General features: G+C 56.0%; 21 protein-coding genes and 3 pseudogenes. 21 read left to right on the forward strand and 3 right to left on the reverse strand.

What is annotated here, in order from left to right:
* Positions 1 to 224 precede the first annotated feature (224 nt).
* Genes WJU22_RS15490 through hppD form a run of 3 tightly spaced genes read left to right on the forward strand, consistent with a single transcriptional unit; the run spans position 225 to position 3,565 of the window.
* On the forward strand, positions 225 to 1,382 hold the full coding sequence (locus WJU22_RS15490; protein WP_341839090.1) for a homogentisate 1,2-dioxygenase: 1,158 nt from the start codon (positions 225 to 227) through the stop codon (positions 1,380 to 1,382).
* Positions 1,383 to 1,408: 26 nt separating this feature from the next.
* Positions 1,409 to 2,401, forward strand: a complete 993-nt coding sequence (locus WJU22_RS15495) for an aldo/keto reductase (RefSeq protein WP_341839091.1) — start codon at positions 1,409 to 1,411, stop codon at positions 2,399 to 2,401.
* A 33-nt stretch (positions 2,402 to 2,434) separates the two neighbouring features.
* Positions 2,435 to 3,565 carry a 4-hydroxyphenylpyruvate dioxygenase gene (hppD, locus tag WJU22_RS15500; protein ID WP_341839092.1) on the forward strand — a complete coding sequence of 377 codons (1,131 nt, stop codon included), beginning with the start codon at positions 2,435 to 2,437 and terminating at the stop codon, positions 3,563 to 3,565.
* Positions 3,566 to 3,639: 74 nt separating this feature from the next.
* On the opposite strand, the gene WJU22_RS15505 is transcribed toward hppD, so the two are convergent.
* The gene (locus WJU22_RS15505; RefSeq protein WP_341839093.1) at positions 3,640 to 4,467 is read right to left on the reverse strand and encodes a glycoside hydrolase family 16 protein; all 828 of its coding nucleotides are present in this window, start codon (positions 4,465 to 4,467) and stop codon (positions 3,640 to 3,642) included.
* 270 nt (positions 4,468 to 4,737) lie between these two features.
* Here WJU22_RS15505 and WJU22_RS15510 point away from each other — a divergent pair, with 270 nt between their 5' ends.
* Positions 4,738 to 5,553, forward strand: coding sequence for a L,D-transpeptidase family protein (locus tag WJU22_RS15510; RefSeq protein WP_341839094.1), 816 nt, complete (start codon positions 4,738 to 4,740; stop codon positions 5,551 to 5,553).
* A gap of 83 nt (positions 5,554 to 5,636) precedes the next feature.
* Here WJU22_RS15510 and WJU22_RS15515 read toward each other — a convergent pair whose 3' ends face one another.
* Positions 5,637 to 5,933 (reverse strand): hypothetical protein, encoded by a 297-nt coding sequence (locus tag WJU22_RS15515; protein WP_341839095.1) that lies wholly within the window; start codon positions 5,931 to 5,933, stop codon positions 5,637 to 5,639.
* Positions 5,934 to 6,013: 80 nt separating this feature from the next.
* On the opposite strand from WJU22_RS15515, the gene WJU22_RS15520 reads away from it, so the two are divergent.
* The 5 genes from WJU22_RS15520 (at position 6,014) to WJU22_RS15540 (ending at position 10,876) form a co-directional block, all read left to right on the forward strand.
* Positions 6,014 to 6,385: a hypothetical protein gene (locus WJU22_RS15520; protein ID WP_341839096.1), complete on the forward strand. Its 372-nt coding sequence runs from the start codon at positions 6,014 to 6,016 to the stop codon at positions 6,383 to 6,385.
* A complete protein-coding gene (locus WJU22_RS15525; RefSeq protein WP_341839097.1) occupies positions 6,382 to 6,807 on the forward strand; it encodes a hypothetical protein in 426 nt (141 codons plus the stop codon). Before WJU22_RS15520 ends, WJU22_RS15525 begins: the two co-directional genes overlap by 4 nt.
* Complete coding sequence (locus WJU22_RS15530) at positions 6,804 to 7,376, forward strand: gluconate 2-dehydrogenase subunit 3 family protein (RefSeq protein ID WP_341839098.1); 573 nt, start codon at positions 6,804 to 6,806, stop codon at positions 7,374 to 7,376. The genes WJU22_RS15525 and WJU22_RS15530 overlap by 4 nt, the downstream gene beginning before the upstream one ends.
* A gap of 34 nt (positions 7,377 to 7,410) precedes the next feature.
* Positions 7,411 to 9,105, forward strand: coding sequence for a GMC family oxidoreductase (locus tag WJU22_RS15535; protein ID WP_341839099.1), 1,695 nt, complete (start codon positions 7,411 to 7,413; stop codon positions 9,103 to 9,105).
* Positions 9,106 to 9,181: 76 nt separating this feature from the next.
* A complete protein-coding gene (locus tag WJU22_RS15540) occupies positions 9,182 to 10,876 on the forward strand; it encodes a GMC family oxidoreductase (protein WP_341839100.1) in 1,695 nt (564 codons plus the stop codon).
* 99 nt (positions 10,877 to 10,975) lie between these two features.
* On the opposite strand, the gene WJU22_RS15545 is transcribed toward WJU22_RS15540, so the two are convergent.
* Complete coding sequence (locus WJU22_RS15545) at positions 10,976 to 11,770, reverse strand: DUF4394 domain-containing protein (protein WP_341839101.1); 795 nt, start codon at positions 11,768 to 11,770, stop codon at positions 10,976 to 10,978.
* Between the two features lie 405 nt (positions 11,771 to 12,175).
* On the opposite strand from WJU22_RS15545, the gene WJU22_RS15550 reads away from it, so the two are divergent.
* From WJU22_RS15550 to nuoK, 12 genes and pseudogenes are all read left to right on the forward strand, one after another.
* A complete protein-coding gene (locus WJU22_RS15550) occupies positions 12,176 to 12,616 on the forward strand; it encodes a CBS domain-containing protein (RefSeq protein WP_126249146.1) in 441 nt (146 codons plus the stop codon).
* A 177-nt stretch (positions 12,617 to 12,793) separates the two neighbouring features.
* The gene (locus WJU22_RS15555) at positions 12,794 to 13,237 is read left to right on the forward strand and encodes an NADH-quinone oxidoreductase subunit A (protein WP_341839102.1); all 444 of its coding nucleotides are present in this window, start codon (positions 12,794 to 12,796) and stop codon (positions 13,235 to 13,237) included.
* Positions 13,218 to 13,856, forward strand: coding sequence for an NADH-quinone oxidoreductase subunit B family protein (locus tag WJU22_RS15560; protein WP_341839103.1), 639 nt, complete (start codon positions 13,218 to 13,220; stop codon positions 13,854 to 13,856). The genes WJU22_RS15555 and WJU22_RS15560 overlap by 20 nt, the downstream gene beginning before the upstream one ends.
* Before the next feature lie 39 nt (positions 13,857 to 13,895).
* The gene (locus WJU22_RS15565; protein WP_341839104.1) at positions 13,896 to 14,687 is read left to right on the forward strand and encodes an MBL fold metallo-hydrolase; all 792 of its coding nucleotides are present in this window, start codon (positions 13,896 to 13,898) and stop codon (positions 14,685 to 14,687) included.
* Between the two features lie 105 nt (positions 14,688 to 14,792).
* Positions 14,793 to 16,531 (forward strand): annotated as a pseudogene (gene nuoC, locus WJU22_RS15570) (NADH-quinone oxidoreductase subunit C/D).
* A gap of 11 nt (positions 16,532 to 16,542) precedes the next feature.
* Positions 16,543 to 17,007: an NADH-quinone oxidoreductase subunit NuoE gene (nuoE, locus tag WJU22_RS15575; RefSeq protein ID WP_341839105.1), complete on the forward strand. Its 465-nt coding sequence runs from the start codon at positions 16,543 to 16,545 to the stop codon at positions 17,005 to 17,007.
* 1 nt (position 17,008) lies between these two features.
* Positions 17,009 to 18,325 carry an NADH-quinone oxidoreductase subunit NuoF gene (gene nuoF, locus WJU22_RS15580; protein ID WP_341839106.1) on the forward strand — a complete coding sequence of 439 codons (1,317 nt, stop codon included), beginning with the start codon at positions 17,009 to 17,011 and terminating at the stop codon, positions 18,323 to 18,325.
* Positions 18,322 to 21,021 (forward strand): NADH-quinone oxidoreductase subunit NuoG, encoded by a 2,700-nt coding sequence (nuoG, locus tag WJU22_RS15585; RefSeq protein WP_341839107.1) that lies wholly within the window; start codon positions 18,322 to 18,324, stop codon positions 21,019 to 21,021. Before nuoF ends, nuoG begins: the two co-directional genes overlap by 4 nt.
* Positions 21,022 to 21,045: 24 nt before the next feature.
* Complete coding sequence (gene nuoH, locus WJU22_RS15590) at positions 21,046 to 21,999, forward strand: NADH-quinone oxidoreductase subunit NuoH (RefSeq protein WP_341839108.1); 954 nt, start codon at positions 21,046 to 21,048, stop codon at positions 21,997 to 21,999.
* A gap of 6 nt (positions 22,000 to 22,005) precedes the next feature.
* Positions 22,006 to 22,520: pseudogene (gene nuoI / locus WJU22_RS15595) on the forward strand (NADH-quinone oxidoreductase subunit NuoI).
* 63 nt (positions 22,521 to 22,583) lie between these two features.
* Positions 22,584 to 23,012 (forward strand): annotated as a pseudogene (gene nuoJ / locus WJU22_RS27280) (NADH-quinone oxidoreductase subunit J); the annotation flags it as partial.
* 43 nt (positions 23,013 to 23,055) lie between these two features.
* A complete protein-coding gene (nuoK, locus tag WJU22_RS15605) occupies positions 23,056 to 23,361 on the forward strand; it encodes an NADH-quinone oxidoreductase subunit NuoK (protein ID WP_341839110.1) in 306 nt (101 codons plus the stop codon).
* The last annotated feature ends 13 nt before the right edge of the window (positions 23,362 to 23,374 follow it).

Raw genomic sequence — 23,374 nt, forward strand, 5'->3', positions numbered from 1 at the left:
TTTTGATGGATGTATTGGAATTTCCCTTAATTTTATCGGAGTTACGTATGCATCATTCGCTTACATACAAGTATCAGAGCAATTACTGCTTCCTCATGGCAACTCTCGCCATGGATTCGGCGTTATAATGCCGGGGGCTCTTTGTTGCGGCCATTCTTCCCATTTACCAGGACCGTAGTACCCATTTTCCGGCTTGCCGCCGGGAAAGCTCAATTCCACCAATTATGCCACATTATCATACGCTCGGGCAAATTCCGCATAAGCGGCATACCCAGTTCCGAAAGCCGGACGGCTCCCTGTATTCGGAGCAGCTTTTTTCGACCGAAGGGTTCTCGTCCCACTATTCCCTGCTGTACCATTGCCATCCGCCAACAGAAATCGTGAAGGTAGACGATCCCTACGCCGCCGCGCCCCGCGTAGCCGAAGAGAAAATGCTCAAGCACCGCAGTTTTCAGGGCTTCCAGGTGCAGCCAGAAAGCGATTACCTAGCCTCCCGCAAACCAGTGCTGGTGAACGCCGATTGCCATCTTTCCCTCGCTGCCCCGCGCAGCAGCATGAAAGATTACTTCTATAAAAACGCGGATGCCGACGAATTGCTCTTCATTCACGAAGGCTCCGGCATCCTCCATACACAATACGGCCGCATCGATTTCGGATATGGCGATTACCTCGTTATTCCCCGCGGCACCATTTATCAGCTCGAATTCTCCAATAGCGACAACCGCCTGTTCATCGTAGAATCTTTCAGCCCGATCCGGTTCCCGAAAAGATACCTCAGCCCTTTCGGCCAACTCCTGGAAAACGCACCCTTCTGCGAGCGCGACATCCGCCAGCCGAAAGACCTCGAAACCATCGACCAGGCGGGCGATTTCATCATCAACATCAAGAAAAAAGGCGTGATGTACCCGATCCATTACGGGCATCACCCGTTCGATGTAGTGGGGTGGGACGGATGCGAATATCCCTTCGCATTGTCTATCCACGACTTCGAGCCCATCACCGGCCGCGTGCACCAGCCGCCGCCGGTCCACCAGACTTTCGAAGGCCACAATTTCGTGGTGTGCTCGTTCGTGCCGCGGATGTACGACTACCATCCGCTGGCCGTTCCCGCGCCCTATAATCACAGCAATATCGACAGCGATGAAGTGCTGTATTATGTGGATGGTGATTTCATGAGCCGCAAACACGTAACCCGCGGCATGATCACCCTGCACCCCGGCGGCATCCCGCACGGGCCGCATCCCGGCGCAGTGGAAAAAAGCATCGGCGCAAAAGAAACCAAAGAGCTCGCCGTGATGGTAGACACCTTCCATCCGCTGCAGGTAACCGAAGATGCGCGGAACATCGAAGACGAACGCTACACCATGAGCTGGGCCGAATAAATACTACTTTTGGAAAAAATAAAAGCATGGAATACAGACAATTAGGAGACAGTGAGCTGAAAGTATCCGCCATCACCTTCGGCGCATGGGCCATCGGCGGCTGGATGTGGGGCGGCGCAGAACGGAAAGACGCCACCGAAGCCATCCGCGCCTCCATCGACCGCGGCGTAACGTCTATCGACACCGCCCCGATCTACGGACAAGGCACCAGCGAAGAAATCGTGGGAGAAGCGCTCGTGGGCATCCCGCGCGATAAAGTGCAGCTCCTCACCAAATTCGGCATGACCTGGGAAGGCACCAACGGAACGTTCGCGTTCAGCAGCCAGGACAACAGCGGAAAACCCATCGAGATTTACAAATACGCCGGGAAAGACAGCATCATCCGCGAATGCGAAGCCAGTCTCCGCCGCATGCGCACCGATTATATCGACCTCTACCAGATCCACTGGCCAGACGCTACCACGCCCATCGAAGAAACTTTCGAAGCCGTGCTGCGCCTCAAGGAACAGGGCAAAATCCGCGAAGCGGGCGTGTGCAATTACAACGCAGCGCAAATGAAAGCAGCCGATGCCGTGGTGAAGCTCGCCTCCAACCAGGTGCCCTTCAGCATGGTGGAGCGCAACATCGAAAAGGAACTGGTGCCTTATTGCATCGAAAACAACAAGGCGATCCTGGCGTACAGTCCGCTGCAACGCGGCATCCTCACCGGCAAAATCAAGCCGGACCACCAGTTCGAAGCCGGTGACCATCGCCCGAAAACGCCCTTCTATCAACCGGATAACATCGCAAGGATCAACGCTTTCCTGTCCATCATCAAACCGCTGGCGGAAAGCAAGAACGCTACGCTGGCGCAGCTCGTCATCCGCTGGACCATCGAGCGGCCGGGCATCACCGTAGCCCTCGTGGGCGCGCGCAACGCCGGCCAGGCGGAGCAGAACGCCGCAGCCATCAACGTGAAACTGACGTCTGAGGAGATCGATTTCATCAATAAGCATCTGTACGCATTGCAACTCGTATAAAATCAAAAATCATACACCAAAAACAATCTTTTTATGAACACAGCCACCGTAAAGCCAGCAACCGCGCAGGACACAGCAGACTTCCTGCCGCTCAACGGCACGGACTACGTGGAGTTTTACGTGGGAAATGCCAAACAGGCCGCGCATTTCTATAAAACAGCTTTCGGCTTCCAGTCGCTCGCTTACGCAGGTCCCGAAACCGGCGTGAAAGACCGCGTATCGTACGTGCTGGTGCAGAACAAACTGCGCTTTGTATTAACGACGCCGTTGAAGCCCGGAGGGCCCATCTCCGAACATATCGCACAGCATGGCGATGGCGTGAAAGTACTGGCCATCTGGGTCGACGATGCCCGCAAATCTTTCGAAGAAACCGTGAAACGCGGCGCCAGGCCGTATATGGAGCCGACCGTCGAAAAGGACGAATTCGGTGAAGTAGTGCGCAGCGGTATACATACCTATGGCGATACCGTTCACATTTTCGTGGAGCGGAAGAATTACCAGGGGCCCTTCCTGCCGGGGTACCGCCCGTGGCAAAGCCGTTACCAGCCTACCAGCACCGGCCTGCAGTATGTAGACCATTGTGTGGGTAATGTGGGTTGGAATGAGATGGACGAATGGGTGAATTTCTACAGCGAAACCATGGGCTTCCATAACCTCGTGTCTTTCGACGACAAGGATATCTCCACCGAATATTCCGCGCTCATGTCTAAAGTAATGAGCAACGGCAACGGGCGGATCAAATTCCCCATCAACGAACCGGCCGAAGGCAAAAAGAAATCCCAGATCGAGGAATACCTTGATTTCTATGGCGGCCCGGGCGTACAGCACATTGCCATCGCTACCAACGATATCGTTCATACCGTTGGCGAGCTGCAGGCGAGGGGCGTGGAGTTTCTGAGCGTTCCGTCGTCTTACTACGTCACCTTGCTGGAAAGGGTGGGCGAGATCGATGAAGACCTTCGTCCGCTGGAAGAACTGGGCATCTTGGTAGACCGCGATGAAGAAGGGTATCTCCTCCAGATCTTTACCAAACCGCTGCAAGACAGGCCTACCGTGTTTTTCGAGATCATCCAGCGCAAGGGCGCCAAATCTTTCGGGAAAGGCAACTTCAAGGCGCTGTTCGAGTCAATAGAGCGCGAACAGGCGCTGCGCGGCAACTTATAAACCAACCTGCTACGTGAGAAAATAAAAGCCGTTCCGGTTCGTTCCGGGACGGCTTTACTATTGCTGCGAATATCTTATTTGCCGGAACGCTGATACACCCGTACATAATCCACCAGTAGGCGCGAGGGCATGTGGGCGTCGGGGATTTCTTCGCCGCCGTGGCCCAGGGCTACATTGAGGAGCAGGTAAAAATCTTCGCGGAAGGGGAGGTTCCCTTTGCGGGCGTTCTTTGCGGCTTTGATGTCTATCGTGTTGAGGACTTTCCCGTCCACCGAAATCACCATTTCATTTTCGTCCCAGATCATTTCCCATTCATGGAACTGTTCCCCCCATTTATCGCCACCCCAGGTAGCAACGGGCCATTTGGTTTCATCCCAGGCGGTTTGCTGTTCGCCTTCCCAGGCGGCGTTGGCGAGGAGGTTGCCGCGGTAAAATTCCATGATGTCTACTTCCCCGCAGGCCGGCCAGTGAACGGGGCCGCGTTTGGCGCCCAGCATCCAGAATGCGGGCCAGCTCCCTTTGCGGACGTCTATTTTGGCCCGCATAACCACCCGGCCGTAGGTGAACTCGAATTTGCCTTTGGTGATGAGGCACGACGAAGTGTATTCCGCAAAAGGACGGTTGCGCTTCCAGTCGCCGCTGGCGGAGTCGAAACCGGGATTGGGAACGCGCTCTTTCCTGGCTTCAATCACCAGCAACCCATCCCTGCAGGTGGCGTTTTCCGGACGGTACCATTGCGGCTCCCGGTTGCGGACGAAGCCCGATTCGTAATCCCATTTGGCGGGGTCCGGGCGGCCGGGCGTTTCGAACTCGTCTGACCAGACCAGCGCGTACCCGCTGGTGTCTGCGGCGGGAACAGGATGCCCGAAGGCAAGGGCGGCGAACAGGAAGATGGATTGCATGAAAAATTCGGTTTTTGGTAGGCTTTTACCCACTAAATAGTTAAATTTGGCGTTAATATTTATGGAATTACGAGATTTATTCGGGTATCTGTTCATTTTGGCAGGGCTTATGCAACTGCTGACAGCCTACCTGATCTTCGCCGGCAACCGGCATTATGTACTAAGATTTGCCAACAAGAAGGTAGGTTCGATAATATATGTTATTTTTGCATTTATATTATTCTACCTGGCATATTATTTTCTGGCATGAATTGGTAAGACAGACTAGATATGAAGCGGTTATTCATCGGTATTTTATCCCTCCTCGGCACCTATGGTGCGCATGCGCAGCAATCCTTCCTCGAGAACCAGAAACTGTTCCCGAGGGTAGGTGAAGCGTTCAGGGAGAAGGAAGAAAGCATTAAAAAAGAGTGCGCCAAAAAAGGCATCGCCTGGCCGGCCAAACAGATTTACATCCGCAGCTTCAAGCTGGACAGTGAAATGGAGATCTGGGCACGGAACAACCCCGGCGACACGTTCACCCTCGTAAAAACCTACCGTGTCTGTTCGCTTTCGGGCAAAATGGGGCCGAAACGGAAGGAGGGCGACCGCCAGGTGCCGGAAGGGTTCTACTATATCAACGATTTCAATCCCAACAGCAGTTATCACCTTAGCCTGGGTATCAATTACCCGAACTATTCCGACCGCGTGCTCAGCGATCAGAAGAAACCGGGCGGGGACATTTATATCCATGGTTCCTGCCTCACGGTTGGTTGCATTCCGCTGACGGACGAATTTATATCCGAAGTATACATCATGGCGGTGCAGGCCAAGAACGCCGGACAGGATTTCATTCCTGTGCATGTTTTCCCTGTACGGTTCGGCAACAGCCGGAGCATGGATTACCTGGGCAGCCAGTCGCTCACCGACAACGAGTCCCAGAAATTCTGGCTAAACCTGAAGAATGCATACGATTACTTCGAGAAAACGCGCAAAATGCCGGTGGTGATGGTGAACAGCCAGGGCAAGTACGTGTATACGGCGCCCACGCCGGAACCCGCTGTGGCGCAGATCGGCGGTGGCCGTCCGGCGCAGCACACGAATTGATCCAGATGAAATTTTATATAGGGCAGCCCTCCGGTAAACGGGGGGCTGTTTTGTTTTTGGGCGGCAGTTTCCTATATTCATTGTTATATCCCTTTCCCAATGAATAATTGGTTCCTGTTGTTACCGCTATGGTACGTCTTTTGGGTTTTCGTGGTGTTGATGTACGCCGCCTGGAAAAAGCGCCCCTGGAAGCAGCAATTTCGCTCGTATTCGCGGCAATTGTTGCGGAACGCGGCGATCTGCACTGCGTTGATTTTTTTATGGATAGTGGTGAGCATGCTGCTCAAGGGCCGGACTTTTTCGGCGGAGGTTTGGAAAACGGAGCTGGATGAGATGGTGCCGATTTTTTGTATAACGCTCAGCGCAATGGTTGTGGCCATTTGGGAGAAAGTGCGGAATGAGGAGAAGGCGGCCAACTGACCGGAGATTTTCCGTATATTCAGTCTGCATCTTTTTGCCAATGGAATACTTCAAGTTCTTTTACTTCGGCGGATTCGCGATTGCCCTGTTCGCGCTCGCATGGGTACGCCTCGGGGAAGGTGGGGTCGATGCCTGGCAAGTTGTCCGCATCTTCCTGCGAAGGGTTTTTCAGGCGGTAAGCGTACTGGCGCTGGGATTTCTGCTGGCGGTCGTTTTAGGGGCCGTCGTCGGCAAGGGCTCGCTTTTCGACAAGGAAGGGCGCGGTTTGCTGGCCGATAGCTGGTCGGTAGCCGGGTTTGTATTCCTGCCGGTGGTCCTTATTATCTGGGATTCGGTAGTGAAGGAAGAAAGGCGGAAACGGGATGCTGAAAAAGCACCCGGGAAAAAGCACCTCCTAAAACTCAAGGGATGAACCTGTTCCACCGTTTCCCATACTTCTGGATAACCGCCGGAGTTTGCTTTGCAGGATACTGGTTGATAGCCATTTGGATGGGAGAAGCACGATGGGCGGATACGGAAAGCGTGCTGCAAATGGGGCTCGGCATCGCCGTCATCATCCAGATTTTCGCCTGGGCCGTAAGCGCCCGCAAACCCATGCAGGGGCCGGTAGCCCATCCGCGCGATGATGCCCCGCAGAAAAAAGTACCGGGAAATAAGCAAATATTCCCATCCCGGGATCGGCCATCCACGTGTATTACAGCTGAAAATTACAAACGGCTATTGCTCCCTACGTGTCATATTTACACATTATTTTCCCCAGGGGGTCAAATTATTTTGCTTTCTCGCAAATTTTTTGGATTTTTCCACAAAGGTCAAATCAATTTACTATTATGAACAGAAGAGATGCCATCAGGAATGTGGCGATACTCATGGGTACCGCGCTTTCCGCTTCCACGTTAGCGGCACTGGAGGGTTGCAAATCCAGGCCAGCGACATATACCTTGCAAACACCCGAAACGAAGGAACTACTCGCAGAGATCGCAGAAACCATCATTCCTGCCACCAGTACGCCTGGCGCGAAAGCCGCGGGCGTGCAGGACTTCATCGTTACCATGATCAACGACTGCTACGACGAAAAAGCACAGAAAGTGTTTGAAGGCGGGCTGAACAAGATCAATGAAGAAAGTAAAAAGAAATTCGACGGTAAAGTGTTCATGGACCTCACGCCAGAACAGCGCACCGAACTGCTCACCGCCATCGACCAGGAGCGTGTGGATTACAACAAACGCGAAAACAAGAAGAAGGACGATCCCGTTCACTACTTCCAGTACATGAAAGAGCTGACGCTGCTCGGCTATTTCACGTCCAAGCCCGGCGCCACCGAAGCCCTGCGATACATCGCCGTGCCCGGCCGCTACGAAGGCTGCGTGCCCTACAAAAAAGGCGACCGCGCATGGGCGTAACCCGTATTTCCACATGTATTAAAAACTGATCAACATGAACCTGAACATAAAAGCGCAGGACCAGCATACGTTTGACGCCATCGTGATCGGCTCCGGCGTGAGCGGCGGATGGGCTGCCAAAGAACTGACCGAAAAAGGACTCAAAGTACTCATGCTCGAACGCGGCCACAACCTCGAGCACGGCAAATACGAAACCGCCACCAAAGATCCCTGGGAATTCCCGCACCGCGGCAGGATCACGCAAGACCAGCGCCAGTCGCACGAGAAACTCAGCCGCGATTATCCTTACTCCGAACACAACGAAAAATACTGGATCAACGATAGTAAAGCACCCTACCAGGAAGATAAACGCTTCGACTGGTACCGCCCCGATATCGTAGGCGGCAAATCTATCATGTGGGGCCGCCAAAGCTACCGCTGGAGCGATCTCGACTTCGGCGCCAATGCCAAAGACGGCATCGCGGTAGACTGGCCGATCCGTTATAAAGACATTCAGCCCTGGTACGAATACGTTGAGAAATTCGTAGGTATCAGCGGTACCACCGAAAACCTGCCCCAGCTGCCCGACAGCATCTTCATGCCGCCCATGGAAATGAACTGCGTGGAAAAAGACGTGAAAGGCAAGATCGAAGCGGCTTTCGGCGGAAGGAAATTCATCATGGGCCGTGTGGCCAACATCACGCAAGACCTGCCCGGCCGTACCAAATGCCAGTTCAGGAACCTGTGCAGCCGCGGCTGTCCGTTCGGCGGATATTTCAGCACCCAATCGTCGACACTCCCGGCGGCCGTAGCAACCGGCAACCTCACGCTGCGCCCCGATTCCATCGTGAACAGCCTCATCTACGACGACAAGGCAGGCAAAGCCACCGGCGTTCGCGTTATTGATAAGAATTCGAAAGAAATGATCGAGTTCTATGCGAAGATCATCTTCGTGAACGGTTCCACCCTCGGCTCCACGTTCGTACTGATGAACTCCATCAGCGACCGTTTCCCCAACGGGTTCGGGAACGACAGCGGCGCATTGGGCAAATACCTCATGGACCACCACTTCCGCACCGGCGCATCCGGCGTGATGGAAGGGTACGACGATAAATATTTCTACGGACGCCGTGCCAACGGCATCTACATCCCCCGCTATCGCAACATCGGAAACGACAAGCGCGATTACCTGCGTGGTTTCGGCTACCAGGGCGGCGCTTCGCGCAGCGGATGGAGCCGCGGTATCGCGGAAATGGGTGTGGGCAAGGATTTCAAGGAAATGCTCACCGAGCCCGGCAAATGGAGCATGGGCATCGGCGGCTTCGGCGAATGTCTCCCGTACGAAGATAACTTCGTGACCCTCGATAAATCCGTGACCGACGCATGGGGCCAGCCTACGCTGCGCTTCAACGCAGAATTCAAGGAAAACGAGATGAAGATGCGCAAGGATATGATGAACGATGCGGCCGAAATGTTGGAAGCTGCCGGCGTGAAGAACGTGAAAACGTACGACAACGGCTCCTGGCCCGGTATGGCGATCCACGAAATGGGTACCGCCCGCATGGGACGCGATCCCAAAACCTCTGTCCTCAACGAATTCAACCAGGTGCATGCCGCCAAAAACGTATTCGTGACAGACGGCGCCTGTATGACATCCGCTTCCTGCGTGAATCCTTCCCTCACTTATATGGCCCTGACCGCCCGCGCGGCCGACCATGCCGTGAAGGAACTGAAGAAAGGAAATATCTGATAAGGGAACTAAGGCATAACTACCAGGGAAAAGCCGCGTTCTGTGCGGCTTTTCCCGTTTAAAAACCCACGCTACAATGAATCTTAACATCAAGGCCGCGGCCGAAAATTCCTACGACGCCATCGTGGTAGGATCGGGCATCAGCGGCGGCTGGGCAGCCAAGGAGCTGTGCGAAAAAGGGCTCAAGACCCTCGTGCTGGAAAGAGGCAGGAACGTTGAGCATATCAAGGATTATCCGACCGCTAACTGGAATCCCTGGGACTATCCCCACCACGGTAAATTTACCCGGGAAATGGAGGAGAACCATCCCATCCAGAGCCGTTGCTACGCGTTCGACGAAGCCACCCAGCATTTCTGGGTGAACGATAAGGAAAATCCTTACAACGAAATCAAGCCCTTCAACTGGCTGCGCGGCAACCATGTCGGCGGCCGGTCGCTCATGTGGGGGCGGCAGGTCTACCGCTGGAGCGATATCGACTTCGAGGCCAACGCCAAAGACGGCCACGGCGTAGACTGGCCTATCAGGTACAAAGACGTTGCGCCCTGGTACAGCTATGTCGAAAAATATATCGGGATCAGCGGCCAGGCAGAAAACCTGCCCCAATTGCCCGATGGCGAATTCCTCAAGGCCATGGAGATGAACTGCCTCGAAAAACACGTGGCAGCGCGCATCAGGGAACATTACAAAGACCGCATCATGACCATCGGCCGTTGTGCGCACGTTACCGAAGCGCACAATGGGAGAGGGCCCTGCCAGTACCGCGACCTTTGCGCGCGGGGATGCCCTTTCACCGCGTACTTCAGCAGCAACGGCGTCACCCTTCCGGCGGCTGAAAAAACGAAGAACCTCACGCTCCGCCCGCACTCCATCGTGCTGGAAGTTTTGTACGACGAAAGCACGCAGAAAGCGAAAGGCGTGCGCATCATGGACGCGGAAACGAAAGAAGTGATCGAATACACTGCAAAGATCATCTTCCTCAACGCCTCCACGCTCGGTACCACCGCCATCCTCCTCAATTCCGTCAGCAACCGCTTCCCCAACGGGTTCGGCAACGATAGCGACCAGGTGGGCCGCAACCTCATGGACCATCATTTCGGCGTTGGCGCCGGCGGGTCGTTCGACGGGTTCCAGGACCAATACACTTACGGCCGGCGGGCCAACGGTATATACATCCCCCGGTTCCGCAATATCGGCGGCAATACCAACCGAAAGGATTATGTGCGCGGATTCGGCTACCAGGGCGGCGCCGGGCGCGGCCGAAAACAAACGATGGACGGCATCGGCATCGAACTGAAAGAAAATAATACGGAACCCGGTGAATGGGGCATGTGGATCGGTGCATGGGGCGAACATCTGCCGTATGCGGACAATACCGTGCGCCTCAATAAATCGAAAACCGACAAATGGGGGCTGCCCACGCTGGACATCGACTGCAACTTCCGCGACAACGAGCTGGCCATGCGCAAAGACATGCTGGAAAGCGCGAAGGAAATGCTGGAAGCGGCAGGATTGAAGAACGTTGGCGGTAGTGATGATATGCCGCCTCCGGGCCATTGCATCCACGAAATGGGGACGGCGCGCATGGGCCGCGATCCCAAAACCTCCGTGCTCAACGGTTTCAACCAGGTGCATGCGGCAAAGAACGTGTTCATCACAGACGGCGCGTGCATGAGCTCATCGGCCTGTCAAAACCCGTCGATCACCTACATGGCGCTTACCGCGCGTGCGGTGGACCATGGCGTGAACGAGCTGAAGAAACAGAATTTGTAGTCATAACAGTGATGTACATACGAAAGGCCGGCGCATTGCCGGCCTTTCTTTTTGGGCATAGGCAGGGGGATATGGAAGAGAAGTAGTCTGGTAGTACGGTTATAGCTCAAGCGCAAGGCCGCTGATGTGTATGGGGAACGTGGCAATATCGGTAGCTTCACCGGTTGCCAGGTTGATACGGTAGAGTTTGGTGACATTATCGGCACGGGTCGTGAGCGCGGCATATGCCCGGTTATCCTTGCCTGAAATATCGAAACCGTTGATGACGCTGAGATTGGTGATGCCCAACTGGCCGATGCCATTGACGTAGCCGGTAGGCGGTTCATATTGTTTTACCAGCGTGCCCGAAGTGGTGATATGATACAACGTAGTGCTGGTGGCGCCTTTGAAATTATTGGAATAGGCGGAGGCGGTAATGGTAAGCACGGTAGGATTGATGACGCCATCTGCGCGGACGAGGTGGCCGTCTTCCGGTGCGATCACGACGTTTTCGTCCTGGTTGCCGACGATGCGCAGGTAATCCGAGACGGGGTTGAAATCGATCCCCAGTTCTTCGCTGTACAGTTTGAATTCGTAAGTATTGGTGCTGTACAACGTTGTGGCGGCGGTTTCCCTGTTGATTTTGTATAGACGGGTATGTGTAGACGCGTAGAGTTGTCCATCAGCCGGCCGGATGTCCAGCCCGACGAGTGTTTGTCCGGCGGGAATGCCTGTGATGGCGAGGTTGGTGATGATCTTACCGGGCTCTTCGATCCGGAAGCCGAGGAGTTTATGGTCGGTCGTAAGTGCCCAGGCGTTGGGTTTCAGGGGCTCGGGATCCCGTTTTTTATCACTTTTGCTACAGGAGAATAAAAGGAAAAGTACGGCGGAAGCCGCAAGGGGAGTGGATTTCATGACGGAGGAGTTAATCGTTCTGGAAATGGATTGCTCCCCGAAATCACATTTTATACCAAATAGTACAAAAATAATTTGAACCATTTGGTATAGAATTGAAATTTTGCCTTGCCGCCTGGCTGCGATCCGGCACCAACGAAATTGTGGTGTTTGACCGGCATCAGACGGTTGTTGCGTCGGTATCCGGGCGTTCACGGATGGAATAACGGAAGGGCCGTTGCAGTGGGGATTAACATCGGGTTAAAAATTTACACGTATAACGGATTATTTGGTAGCGGGAATAGGGGCGCAAACAAATTTGTTGACGGCTTTTTTCCCGCTTCTTTTTGATTTTACGAATTAATTAAGGTAACTTAAAGTAGGTTTTTCGCACACGTTATTGTTAAAACTTAAATAGAGCTTACCATGGGGAGAGTCAGAGACATCTTGGTGGGCAAAGGTCACGCAGTTTACTCCGTACATCCGGACAGCACCGTTTATGAAGCCCTTAAAGTATTGGTGGACCGGAATGTTGGCGCCCTCACCGTCGTAGATAAAGATCATTTTATGGGCATATTTTCCGAGCGCGATTATGCGCGCCGGGTAATATTGAAAGGTCGTGCTTCGAAAGAGACCACGATCCGCGAGATCATGACAGAACATCCGATCACGGTTTCGGAAGACGAAACGATCGAGAACTGCATGTGTAAGATGACCGATAAAAGAATCCGGCATTTGCCGGTGGTGGATGCCGGAGGAAGACTCATCGGCATTGTCTCCATCGGGGATGTAGTGAAATATATCATGGACGAACAGAAGCACATCATTGAAAACCTGGAGTGCTATATTACCGGCACGCATCATTAACGGATCAGTTACAACAGTTACAGACAGCCACATCCCCGGCGTTGTTTATTGTTTTATGGCCTGCATCTGCCCGGTGCCAGGAGTTGGATTTTGATTGGCTACAATACAACAACCGCAAAGGATCCCTCACCAGCGCCCATCCGGATTATCCGCAGATGAACCCATAAAACGACTGTTATGCACCCAACCTGGCCATTTCTCGTATTTGGCGCCATCGTACTTGTATTGGTACTGGCGATCCTGGGTCTGTCCTACCTGCTGGGCCAGCGCCATAAAGACCGCTCTACGGGCGAAGCTTATGAATCCGGTATTTTATCTACCGGCTCCGCGCGTCTCCGCTTCCCGTCCCAATTTTACCTTGTTGCCATGTTGTTTGTCATCTTCGACATCGAGACCGTTTTCGTGATCTCCTGGGCCATCGCGTTCGGAGAGCTCGGATGGGCGGGGTTCATCGGCGTGTCTGTCTTCATCGCCATTCTGCTCGTCGTGCTCATTTACGAATGGCGGAACGGCGCATTGGATTTCGGGCCTGATGGAAAGAAAATCCTGAAAGCCTTCCGGAAGATGAAGTCCACATCCCTTCAACCTAAAACCGATAGCCATGAAGTGGTGGTTAACTGAACCGAAAGAAGCCGCGCCGCGCAGCAACGGCAATTATTCGGCCGAAGACTCCGTGGGCCAGAGCGTGATGCTCACCTCCGTAGAGCGCCTCGTGGCCTGGGGCCGCAAAAACAGCATGTGGCCCTTCCACTTCGGGCTTTCCTGCTGCTTCGTGGAAATGGCCACGGGGATGACGCCCAAGTACGATCTCGCTCGGTTCGGCGCGGAAGTGATCCGCGGAACGCCCCGCGAAGCAGACGTCATGATCATCGCCGGGACCGTTTTCATCAAGATGGCGCCCATCATCCAGCGGCTATACGAACAGATGATGGAACCGCGCTGGGTAATTTCTATGGGCAGCTGCGCGAATTCAGGCGGGATGTATGATATTTACAGTGTGGTACAGGGCGTCGACAAGTTTTTACCGGTAGACGTATACGTGCCCGGATGCCCGCCGCGCCCCGACGCCTTCATGCACGGCCTGCTGCTGTTGCAGGAATCAGTCGGGAAGGAACTGCGCCCCCTGAGCTGGACGATCGGCGACCAGGGCGTGATCAGGCCCGAAAAAGAATCGATGAAAGACCGCTTCCGCGAGAAGCGCCAGAATATGACCGAATTCAAGACGCCGGACGAAATCTGAAAGGGATCCCGTCCGCCGCAACCTATAAACCTACACTGCATGAGTATCCGAAGGATCACCGAGAATGTCTATGAACTGAACCTGGGAAAGTCGAACGCATTTCTGATCGACGATGAAAAGCTGACGCTCATAGACACGGGAGAGCCCGACAGCAGCGGCCTCATTTTGGAACTGCTGCAATCCATCGGCCGGCAGCCGGATGACCTGAAAAACATCCTGCTGACACACAGCCACCCGGACCATTCCGGCAGCGCTGCCGACCTGAAGGCCATTACGGGTGCGAAGATATACATGCATCCGGCCGAGAGGAAGTGGGTGGAAGCGGGGTACATCCCGAAGCCCGAACGTCCGCATTTCACGGGGCTGGTCAACCGCCTCATTTACCGGATGTTCATTGCCGGGGCGCCCGGTTCCATCACGCCGTTCCGGATAGACCGGTTGCTGGAAGACGGCGAATGGCTGCCCATCGGCGGCGGGATTCAGGCGGTGCACATTCCGGGGCATAGCGAAGGGCAACTGGCCTTTTTCTTCCCGGGGGCGAAGAATGTGCTGTTTGCGGCAGATGCCTGCGACAATCTCTTCGGACTGGGGTATTCGACCTTTTACGAAGACTTCGAAGCAGGGAGGCACAGCCTCGAAAAGCTGGCGACGTTCGATTTCGACATCGCCTGTTTCGGTCACGGAAAAAGCATTCTGCACGGTGCAGGCATGAAATTCGGCCGGAAGTTCATCGGCCACCATCATCATCACGGCGGGCATCCGCAAAGGGCCGCAGCGGCGGCAGGAGAAGAGGCAACGATAAGGGTGCATGAACCGGAAGAAAGAATCTGAAACTGATACAAAACCCGATATAGCGACCAACAGCTCATTTCAAGCAAGGGTATAACAGACTGGAAAAGCCAGCAGCCAGGCGCATGGATACACAAAACCCACATCATGCCTGCAAGCATCTTTTCTGCCCTCTGCTCCCGGTTCGGCGAGCAGCTGTTCCATGAACAGCTCACCCGGGATGAGACGCCCACCATCTGGACGCCACAAGGGAAGATCGTACCTGTACTGGAGTACCTCCGCAGTGAAGCGGACCAACCTTACCGCATGCTCTATGACCTCACGGCCATCGATGAGCGTGCTTGTAAAAGTAAGTACAACGGCACCTGCGAATTCACCCTCGTCTACCATCTCTTTTCCTTCGAACGAAATGCCTTCCTCCGCCTGAAAGTAGCCCTCCGCGGCGAATTCCCGTCCACCCCCAGCGTAACCCACATCTGGCCGTCTGCCAACTGGTATGAAAGGGAAGTGTTCGATATGTTCGGCATCCGTTTCGATGGGCATCCCCTGCTTCGCCGCATTCTTATGCCTACCACCTGGGAGGGGCACCCACTCCGCAAGGAGCATCCCGCACGGGCCACCGAAATGGGGCCGTTCCGATTGTTTCCCGAAAAAGAAGACAGGGAGCAGGAGGCCCTGCAGTTCGACCCGGAAGAATGGGGCCTCCAGCGGCAGTCCGACGACTCCGATTTCATGTTCCTCAACATCGGCCCCCAACACCCCGGCACCCACGGCGTGCTCCGGATCATTCTCCAGCTATCCGGTGAAGATATCGTAGACGCCGTGCCAGACATCGGTTTCCATCACCGCGGCGCCGAAAAAATGGGGGAACGCCAGAGCTGGCACACCTACATTCCCTACACAGACCGCATCGATTACCTCGGCGGCGTCAACAATAACCTCGCTTACTTACTTTCCGTAGAAAAACTGGCCGGCATCCACATCCCGCAACGGGCCGAAGTGATCCGCGTCATGCTTTGCGAACTGTTCCGCATCGCCAGTCACCTCGTGTGGTACGGCACTTTCGCGCAGGACGTGGGGCAGCTTTCTCCCGTGTTCTACATGTTCACCGACCGGGAAAAGATCTTCAATATCATCGAAGCCGTCTGCGGCGGGCGGATGCATCCCAACTGGTTCCGTATCGGCGGCGTGGCGCAGGACCTGCCGCAGGGATGGGATAAGCTCGTCCGCGAATTCGTGCAATACTTCCCGAAGAAATTGAAGGAGTACGACAAGATGGTCATGCGCAACGCGATCTTCAAGGCGCGCACGGTGGGCATCGGGGTTTTTCGCTGGAAGAGGCCATCGACTGGGGCGCTACCGGCCCCAACCTGCGGGCCTGCGGGATGGATTGGGATATGCGCAAGAAGCGGCCCTACAGCGGATATGAGCACTATGAATTCGACATCCCGACGGGCCAGAACGGCGACTGTTACGACCGGGCCGTGGTGCGCGTGCAGGAAATGTGGGAAAGCCTCCGCATCATCGAGCAATGCCTGAACAACATGCCCGAAGGCCCGTACAAATCTGATCATCCGCTGGCCACACCGCCGGTGAAGCAATACACGATGCAGGACATCGAAACCCTCATCCATCATTTCCTCCACGTTTCCTGGGGCCCGGTGATCCCCAACGGCGAAGCCATGATCGTCACCGAAGCCACGAAAGGATGGAACAGCTATTACCTCACCAGCGACGGCAACACCGCGCCCTACCGGGTGCGCGTGCGCACGCCTTCGTTCGCACATATGCAGATGATCCCGTACATCAGCCGCGGGTATACAGTGGCCGACCTTTTATCCATCCTCGGCGCCATGGATTACGTGCTGGCAGACATTGACCGGTAAAAACGAATTGTATGCTATCGATGACCGAAAAAGAGAAAATCGAGGAAGAGATCCGGCAGGTGCCCATCAAAAAGGCCGCCTGCATAGAAGCCCTCAAGATCGTCCAGGAACACCGCAGATGGGTGTCTGACGAAAGTATCCGCGACGTGGCCGATATCCTCGATATGAGTGCGGAAGAGGTAGACAGCGTGGCCACCTTCTACAACCTCATCTTCCGCCAGCCCGTTGGCCGGCACATCATCCTGTTGTGCGACAGCATCAGCTGTTACGTGATGGGCCTCAAAGGCATCCATGCCGAATTGACGCGGCTGCTGGAGATCCAGTACGGGCAAACGACGGCAGACGGGCGTTTCACCCTGCTGCCCAATCCCTGCCTCGGCACCTGCGACCATGCGCCGGCGATGATGGTCGACAAGGATACCTACCGCGATCTGCAACCTTCCGCATTAGCTGACATACTCGAAAAATATACCTGATATGGAACGACCGCTCACACAACACATCACCTTTCCGCCGCTGGAGATCCGCCAGTACGAGGCCATCGGCGGCTACCAGGCCGTGCGCAAGGCGGTTCGCCATATGCAGCCGCAGGAAGTGACGGCACTGGTGAAGGAATCCAACATGAAAGGCCGTGGCGGCGCGGGATTCAGCACCGGCATGAAGTGGAGCTTCGTGCCGATGGACGTTCCCGGCCCCAAGTACCTCGTGGCCAATGCCGACGAAATGGAACCGGGAACGTTCAAAGACAGATGGCTGCTGGAAGGCAATCCCCATCAGCTGCTGGAAGGGATGATCGTAGCGGCGTACGCGATTCAGGCCACCGAAGCGTTCGTGTTCCTCCGCTGGGCGTATAAAGACGCGGCCATCGCTGTGCGGAAGGCGATCGCGGAGGCGTATGATGCGGGGTACCTGGGAAAAGATATCCTCGGCACCGGGTATTCCCTTGAAATGCATTTGCATACGGGCGTGGGGAGATACATGTGCGGCGAAGAAACCGCGCTCCTCAATTCCCTCGAAGGCAAACGCGCCACGCCGCGCGCCAAACCCCCGTTCCCGCAAGTCTCCGGACTGTTCGGCAAACCCACCATCGTCAACAACGTCGAAACACTGTCGTTCATCCCCCATATCGTCAATAAAGGCGCAGACTGGTTTAAATCACTGAGCAGAACGGCCGACGGCGGCACCAAAATTTACGGCGTTTCCGGCCGCGTGAACAAACCCGGCGCCTGGGAACTCCCCATGGGCATCACGATGCGCGAATTGATGGAAGATTACGCCGGCGGCATGAAAAACGGCTTCGGTTTCCGGGGCGTGTTGCCGGGCGGCGCATCCACCGACTTCCTCATCGAAAAACACATGGATATCACCCTCGATTTCGCCGGCGTTGCCGCAGCAGGCAGTCGTTTGGGAACGGGAACGATGGTGGTGCTCGACGATCAGACCTGTCCCGTCGGGTTCGTACACAACCTCGAGCACTTCTTCGCACAGGAATCCTGCGGTTTCTGCACACCCTGCCGCGAAGGCCTTCCCTGGACGGAAAAGCTCCTCTGGGCCATCGAGCAGGGAAGGGGGCGCAACGAAGACCTCGAGCTCCTGCTCCGCCATACCGAATGGCTCGGGCCAGGGAACACTTTCTGCGCGCTGGCGCCCGGTGCCATGGAGCCTTTGCAAAGCGCGCTCAAATATTTCCGCGACGATTTTGAAAGACACATCCGGGAACACCGCTGTCCGTATCACGACCCCGTGCCGGCCGCTCCCGCATCCGCTCACCTCCATCATACCCATCACTTATGACCATCTACATCGATAACAAGCCATACGAAGTGAAGCCGGGGAAGAATCTCCTGGAAGCCTGTCTGGAGCTGGGTTTAAACCTTCCGTACTTCTGCTGGCACCCGGCGCTTGGCTCCGTGGGCGCCTGCAGGCAATGCGCCGTGAAAGTGTTCAAGGACGAAGACGATAAAACGGGGCGCCTGGTGATGGGATGCATGGAGCCTGTGCGCGACAATCTCCGGCTTTCGCTGGAAGACCCTGGCGCAAAGGCTTTTCGCGACCAGGTCATCGGCTGGCTCATGACCAACCACCCGCACGATTGCGCCGTGTGCGATGAAGGCGGCTCCTGCCATTTGCAGGACATGACGGTGATGACGGGCCACACGTACCGCAATTACCGCTTCTCCAAACGGACGTACGAGAACCAGGACCTCGGGCCCTTCCTCAACCACGAAATGAACCGCTGCATCCAGTGTTACCGGTGCGTGCGTTTTTATAAAGACTATGCCGGCGGAAAAGACCTCAACGTGTTCGCCGCACACAACCACGTGTATTTCGGGCGATGCGAAAGCGGCCGGCTGGAAAGTGAGTTCAGCGGGAATCTTGCGGAAGTTTGTCCCACCGGCGTGTTTACCGACAAAACCCTCAAATCGCATTACACCCGGAAGTGGGACATGACCTGGGCGCCGTCGGTCTGCCAGGGCTGCTCCCTGGGATGCAACACGAGCGCCGGCGAGCGTTACGGTTCCCTGCGCCAGATCGCCAACCGCTACAACGGCGAAGTGAACGGCTATTTTCTCTGCGATCGCGGAAGGTATGGATATGAGTTCGTCAACAGCGACCAGCGCATCCTGCAACCCGCGTTCCGCCCGCATTCCAATGGTACGGTCAATAAGGAACAGGTGCTGGGCCAGGTGGCGGCGCGGTTGAAGAACGGCCGCACCATCGGCATCGGCTCGCCACGCGCCAGCCTGGAATCGAATTTCGCGCTGAAGCTGCTGGTGGGAGACGACAATTTCTACCTCGGCATGTCCGATTCGGACCATGACCATACTTCCCTCGCATTGAAAATCCTCCGCGACGGGCCCGTTCGTACGCCTTCCCTGCAGGAAGCAGGGCAGGCCGATGCGGTATTTATTTTGGGCGAAGACCTCACCAATACCGCGCCCATGCTCGCATTGGCGGTGCGGCAGGCCGTTCGGCGGAAGCCGGAGGCCGACGCCATGGGGCAGATCCACCTGGCCGAATGGCAGGACGCCGCCGTGCGCGAAGCGGTGCAGGAAGATCATGGGCCGCTTTTCATATTCAACACCATCCCCACCAAGCTGGACGAACTGGCGGAAGCCGTGCAACGCGGCGCGCCCGAACAGTTGGCGCGACTGGGTTTCGCGGTGGCGCAGCAGTTAGGGGCCGACATCGGGCCCATTACCGGATTGACGCCGGAAGAAACCGCGCTGGCCGAAAAAATAGCGGTGGCGCTGCTGGCGGCGGAGCGGCCGCTGATCATCGGCGGGTACGGCAGCGGATGCGATCATATGATGAAAGCCGCGGCCAACGTGGCCTGGGCGTTACAACACAAAGGCCGCAATCCCATGCTTAGCCTCACGTTGCCGGAAGTGAACAGTCTTGGCCTCGAAATGCTCGGCGGCCACCGGCTCGATACGGCCATCGATGTGTTGCGGCAGGGAGAGGCGGATACGGTGATCGTGCTGGAAAACGATCTCTACCGCCGCGCAGACGAACATCTTATCGACGAATTTTTCCTGCATGCGCAGGATGTCATCCTCATCGATCATTTATACAACCGCACCGCCGAGAAAGCGACGGTGCTGCTGCCCGCGGGGACCTTCGCTGAAGCCGACGGCACCGTCGTCAACAACGAAGGCCGCGCGCAGCGTTACTACCAGGTGTACGTTCCCAAAGGCGACGTGCAGGAAAGCTGGCGCTGGTGCCTCCAGATCGCGGAGCGCGCGCAGGTGCCATCGCTCCACGGCCTCCATAACCTCGACGATATCGATTGGGCGCTGACTACCGGTATGCCGGCTCTCGCATCCGTACAGCATCTCGCGCCGCACGCCGATTTCAGGATCAACGGGCAGCGCATCCCCCGCGAGCCGCACCGCTACAGCGGGCGAACGGCCATGGATGCGAATGTGAACGTGAGCGAGCCCAAGCCCGCGGAAGACGAGGATACGCCGCTGTCCTTCACCATGGAAGGTTTCAGGGGAGAACCGCCGGCACCGCTCATTCCGTTCTTCTGGTCGCCGGGCTGGAATTCCGTACAATCCGTGAACAAATACCAGCAGGAAATAGGAGGGCACCTCCATGGCGGCGACCCGGGCATCCGCCTGCTGGAACCGCATGTGAACGGTGGGCCACCGTATTTCCATGAGGCACCGGACACGTTCGTGCCGATCCCGGGGCATGTGCACATCATACCGGTCTATAACATTTTCGGGTCGGAGGAGCTGAGCATGTACACATCCGGCATCGCGAAAAACGCATCTGATTTTTGCTGCATTTTCCTCAACCCGGACGATCTCGCGCAATGGAACATCACGCCCGGTAACTGGGTGACGGTGGAAATGGACCATCATACCTGCAAGCTGGTGGCCAGGGCCAACCATTGGATGCCGCGCGGGCTGGCGGGCGTGAACGCGGGACTGCCGCATTCGCCCGTAGTGGATTTGCCGGTACTGGCGAAGATGCAGGCGTAAACGACAACGTTAAAACATTTCGATATGGAAGCACAATACTGGTGGATCATCGGCGGCGTACTGTTCGTACTGCTCAATACGGCGGCCGGCCTCATCTGGCTCGAAAGGCGGGTGCTGGCGCTCTGGCAGGACAGGTATGGCCCCAACCGGGCAGGACCTTTCGGCATCCTCATCGTGCTGGCGGATACGCTGAAACTGTTTTTCAAGGAAGACTGGATCCCGCCGTTTGCGGACAAGGTCGTATTCGTGTTTGCGCCGGCGGTGGTGGTGGCGAGTGTGCTCATGGCTTTTGCCGTGGTGCCTTTCGGGCCGGGGATCGTGGTGGCCGACATGAACATCGGGTTACTTTTTTTCCTGGCGATGTCTTCGCTGGGCGTGTACAGCATTGTGCTGGGGGGATGGGCGTCCAACAATAAATACGCATTGCTGGGCGCCATGCGGGGCGCGTCGCAGATGATCAGCTACGAAGTGTTCATGGGCCTGGCGCTCATGGGAACGGTCATCCTCAGCGGTACGTTCAACCTTGGGCAGATCGTGGAAGCGCAGCGCGGGATGTGGTATATATTCCCGCAGTTACTGGGTTTCCTCATCTTCTTCATCGCAGGCATCGCCGAAACGCACCGCCTGCCGTTCGATATCCCGGAAGCGGAAAGCGAACTGGTGGCGGGTTTCCACTCAGAATATTCGGGAATGAAATTCGGGATGTTCTTCATCGGGGAATATCTCGGCATCACCCTCATTTCCTCCATGATCGTGACGCTGTATTTCGGAGGATGGCTGGGCCCCGCCTTCCTGCCCGGCGTGATCTGGTTTGTACTGAAAACGTTCGTGTTCATCATAGTCTTCATCCTGCTGCGCGCTTCCATGCCGCGGCCGCGGTACGATCAGCTGATGGAATACGGATGGAAGGTATTGTTCCCGCTGTCTTTGCTCAACCTGCTCGGCACGGCGGCCATCAAATTGTTCATCGATAAATGACCGGTTATGTTCAGTTTACTCAGAAGTATGTGGCTGGTGTTCCTGCACATGTTCCACAAACGCGAAACGTACCAGTACCCGGAAGAAAAAGCCCCCTTCCCGCACGCTGGCGCGGCCGCATTGCGCTCACCCGCGACCCTGACGGCGGCGAGCGCTGCGTGGGCTGCTATCTCTGCGCCGCCGCATGCCCGGTAGACTGCATTTCGCTGCAGGCTGCCGAAGGCCCCGACGGGCGGCGCTATCCCGGCTTCTTCCGCATCAACTTTTCCCGCTGCATCTTCTGCGGGTTCTGTGAAGAGGCCTGTCCTACCTACGCCATACAATTGCTGCCCGATTTCGAAATGGCGGAATACGACCGGCAGAACCTGGTGTATGAAAAGGAAGACCTGCTGATCAATAGCCAGGGCAAATATCCCGGCTACAACTATTACCGCGTGGCGGGCATGGCCATCGCCGGGAAAGACAAGGGAGAAGCCCAGCACGAGGAGCCGCCGGTCAACGTGCGCAGTCTGTTACCTTAAAAACCGTTCGGTATGGGAACCGCATTTTATATCGCCGCCGCTGTGGCCGTTTTGTCGACCATCATGGTCATCACCCGGTACAACATCATGCATGCGCTGCTGTACTTCATCGTATCGCTGATCAGCGTGGCGGTGGTGTTTTACCTGTATGGGGCGCCGTTCATGGCGGCGCTGGAGCTGATCATTTACGCGGGCGCCATCATGGTGCTGATCATATTTTTCGTGATGATGCTCAGCCTCGGGAGCCAGACCGCCGGCGAAGAGCGCAGCTGGATGACGCCGGGCGTATGGATCGGTCCGTCGATACTATGCCTCGTACTGCTGGCCGAGCTGATCTTCCTCATGGTGCAGCCTGTGGATACGGGCGCGGAGATCAAAGTGGTAGACCCGAAGGCGGTGGGCCAAAGTTTGTTCGGCCCTTACATCCTGGCTGTTGAGCTGGCGGGCATGCTGCTGATGGCGGGGATCGTAGGGGCTTATCACCTCGGCCGCCAAAAGAAAAAATCGTTCACCGTTTCCTCGAAAAAACGCCGTCATGATCAACGCAACAACGGCAGGGCTCGTCCTTGCAGGAGTATTGTTCACACTGGGCCTCATCAGCATGCTGATCCGCCGGAACATCATCTTCATGCTGGTGTCTGTAGAAATCATGCTCAACGCCGCGGGGCTCGCCTTCATTGTGGCGGCCAGCCGGTGGGGGCAACCGGAGGGGCAGGTGATGTTCATGTTCATCCTCGCCATGGCCGCGGCGGAAGTGTCTGTGGGCCTGGCGCTGATCCTCCAGTTGTACCACCAGCTCAAAACGCTGGACAGCGACGAGGCCAGCCGGATGCGGGGCTGAATCCGCATCGAGA

The organism is Chitinophaga caseinilytica (assembly GCF_038396765.1).
Taxonomy (GTDB): Bacteria; Bacteroidota; Bacteroidia; order Chitinophagales; family Chitinophagaceae; genus Chitinophaga; species Chitinophaga caseinilytica.

Bases quoted from the DNA above. Each gene is read 5' to 3' on its own strand.
- WJU22_RS15525 (WP_341839097.1), top strand. From the start codon at position 6,382: ATGAACCTGTTCCACCGTTTCCCATACTTCTGGATAACCGCCGGAGTT.
- WJU22_RS15555 (WP_341839102.1), top strand. From the start codon at position 12,794: ATGCACCCAACCTGGCCATTTCTCGTATTTGGCGCCATCGTACTTGTA.
- nuoK (WP_341839110.1), top strand. From the start codon at position 23,056: ATGATCAACGCAACAACGGCAGGGCTCGTCCTTGCAGGAGTATTGTTC.
- WJU22_RS15495 (WP_341839091.1), top strand. From the start codon at position 1,409: ATGGAATACAGACAATTAGGAGACAGTGAGCTGAAAGTATCCGCCATC.
- WJU22_RS15545 (WP_341839101.1), bottom strand. From the start codon at position 11,770: ATGAAATCCACTCCCCTTGCGGCTTCCGCCGTACTTTTCCTTTTATTC.
- WJU22_RS15565 (WP_341839104.1), top strand. From the start codon at position 13,896: ATGAGTATCCGAAGGATCACCGAGAATGTCTATGAACTGAACCTGGGA.
- WJU22_RS15540 (WP_341839100.1), top strand. From the start codon at position 9,182: ATGAATCTTAACATCAAGGCCGCGGCCGAAAATTCCTACGACGCCATC.
- WJU22_RS15550 (WP_126249146.1), top strand. From the start codon at position 12,176: ATGGGGAGAGTCAGAGACATCTTGGTGGGCAAAGGTCACGCAGTTTAC.
- WJU22_RS15505 (WP_341839093.1), bottom strand. From the start codon at position 4,467: ATGCAATCCATCTTCCTGTTCGCCGCCCTTGCCTTCGGGCATCCTGTT.
- nuoE (WP_341839105.1), top strand. From the start codon at position 16,543: ATGCTATCGATGACCGAAAAAGAGAAAATCGAGGAAGAGATCCGGCAG.
- WJU22_RS15560 (WP_341839103.1), top strand. From the start codon at position 13,218: ATGAAGTGGTGGTTAACTGAACCGAAAGAAGCCGCGCCGCGCAGCAAC.
- WJU22_RS15510 (WP_341839094.1), top strand. From the start codon at position 4,738: ATGAAGCGGTTATTCATCGGTATTTTATCCCTCCTCGGCACCTATGGT.
- nuoH (WP_341839108.1), top strand. From the start codon at position 21,046: ATGGAAGCACAATACTGGTGGATCATCGGCGGCGTACTGTTCGTACTG.
- WJU22_RS15535 (WP_341839099.1), top strand. From the start codon at position 7,411: ATGAACCTGAACATAAAAGCGCAGGACCAGCATACGTTTGACGCCATC.
- hppD (WP_341839092.1), top strand. From the start codon at position 2,435: ATGAACACAGCCACCGTAAAGCCAGCAACCGCGCAGGACACAGCAGAC.
- WJU22_RS15515 (WP_341839095.1), bottom strand. From the start codon at position 5,933: ATGGCCACAACCATTGCGCTGAGCGTTATACAAAAAATCGGCACCATC.
- WJU22_RS15520 (WP_341839096.1), top strand. From the start codon at position 6,014: ATGGAATACTTCAAGTTCTTTTACTTCGGCGGATTCGCGATTGCCCTG.
- WJU22_RS15530 (WP_341839098.1), top strand. From the start codon at position 6,804: ATGAACAGAAGAGATGCCATCAGGAATGTGGCGATACTCATGGGTACC.
- nuoG (WP_341839107.1), top strand. From the start codon at position 18,322: ATGACCATCTACATCGATAACAAGCCATACGAAGTGAAGCCGGGGAAG.
- WJU22_RS15490 (WP_341839090.1), top strand. From the start codon at position 225: ATGCCACATTATCATACGCTCGGGCAAATTCCGCATAAGCGGCATACC.
- nuoF (WP_341839106.1), top strand. From the start codon at position 17,009: ATGGAACGACCGCTCACACAACACATCACCTTTCCGCCGCTGGAGATC.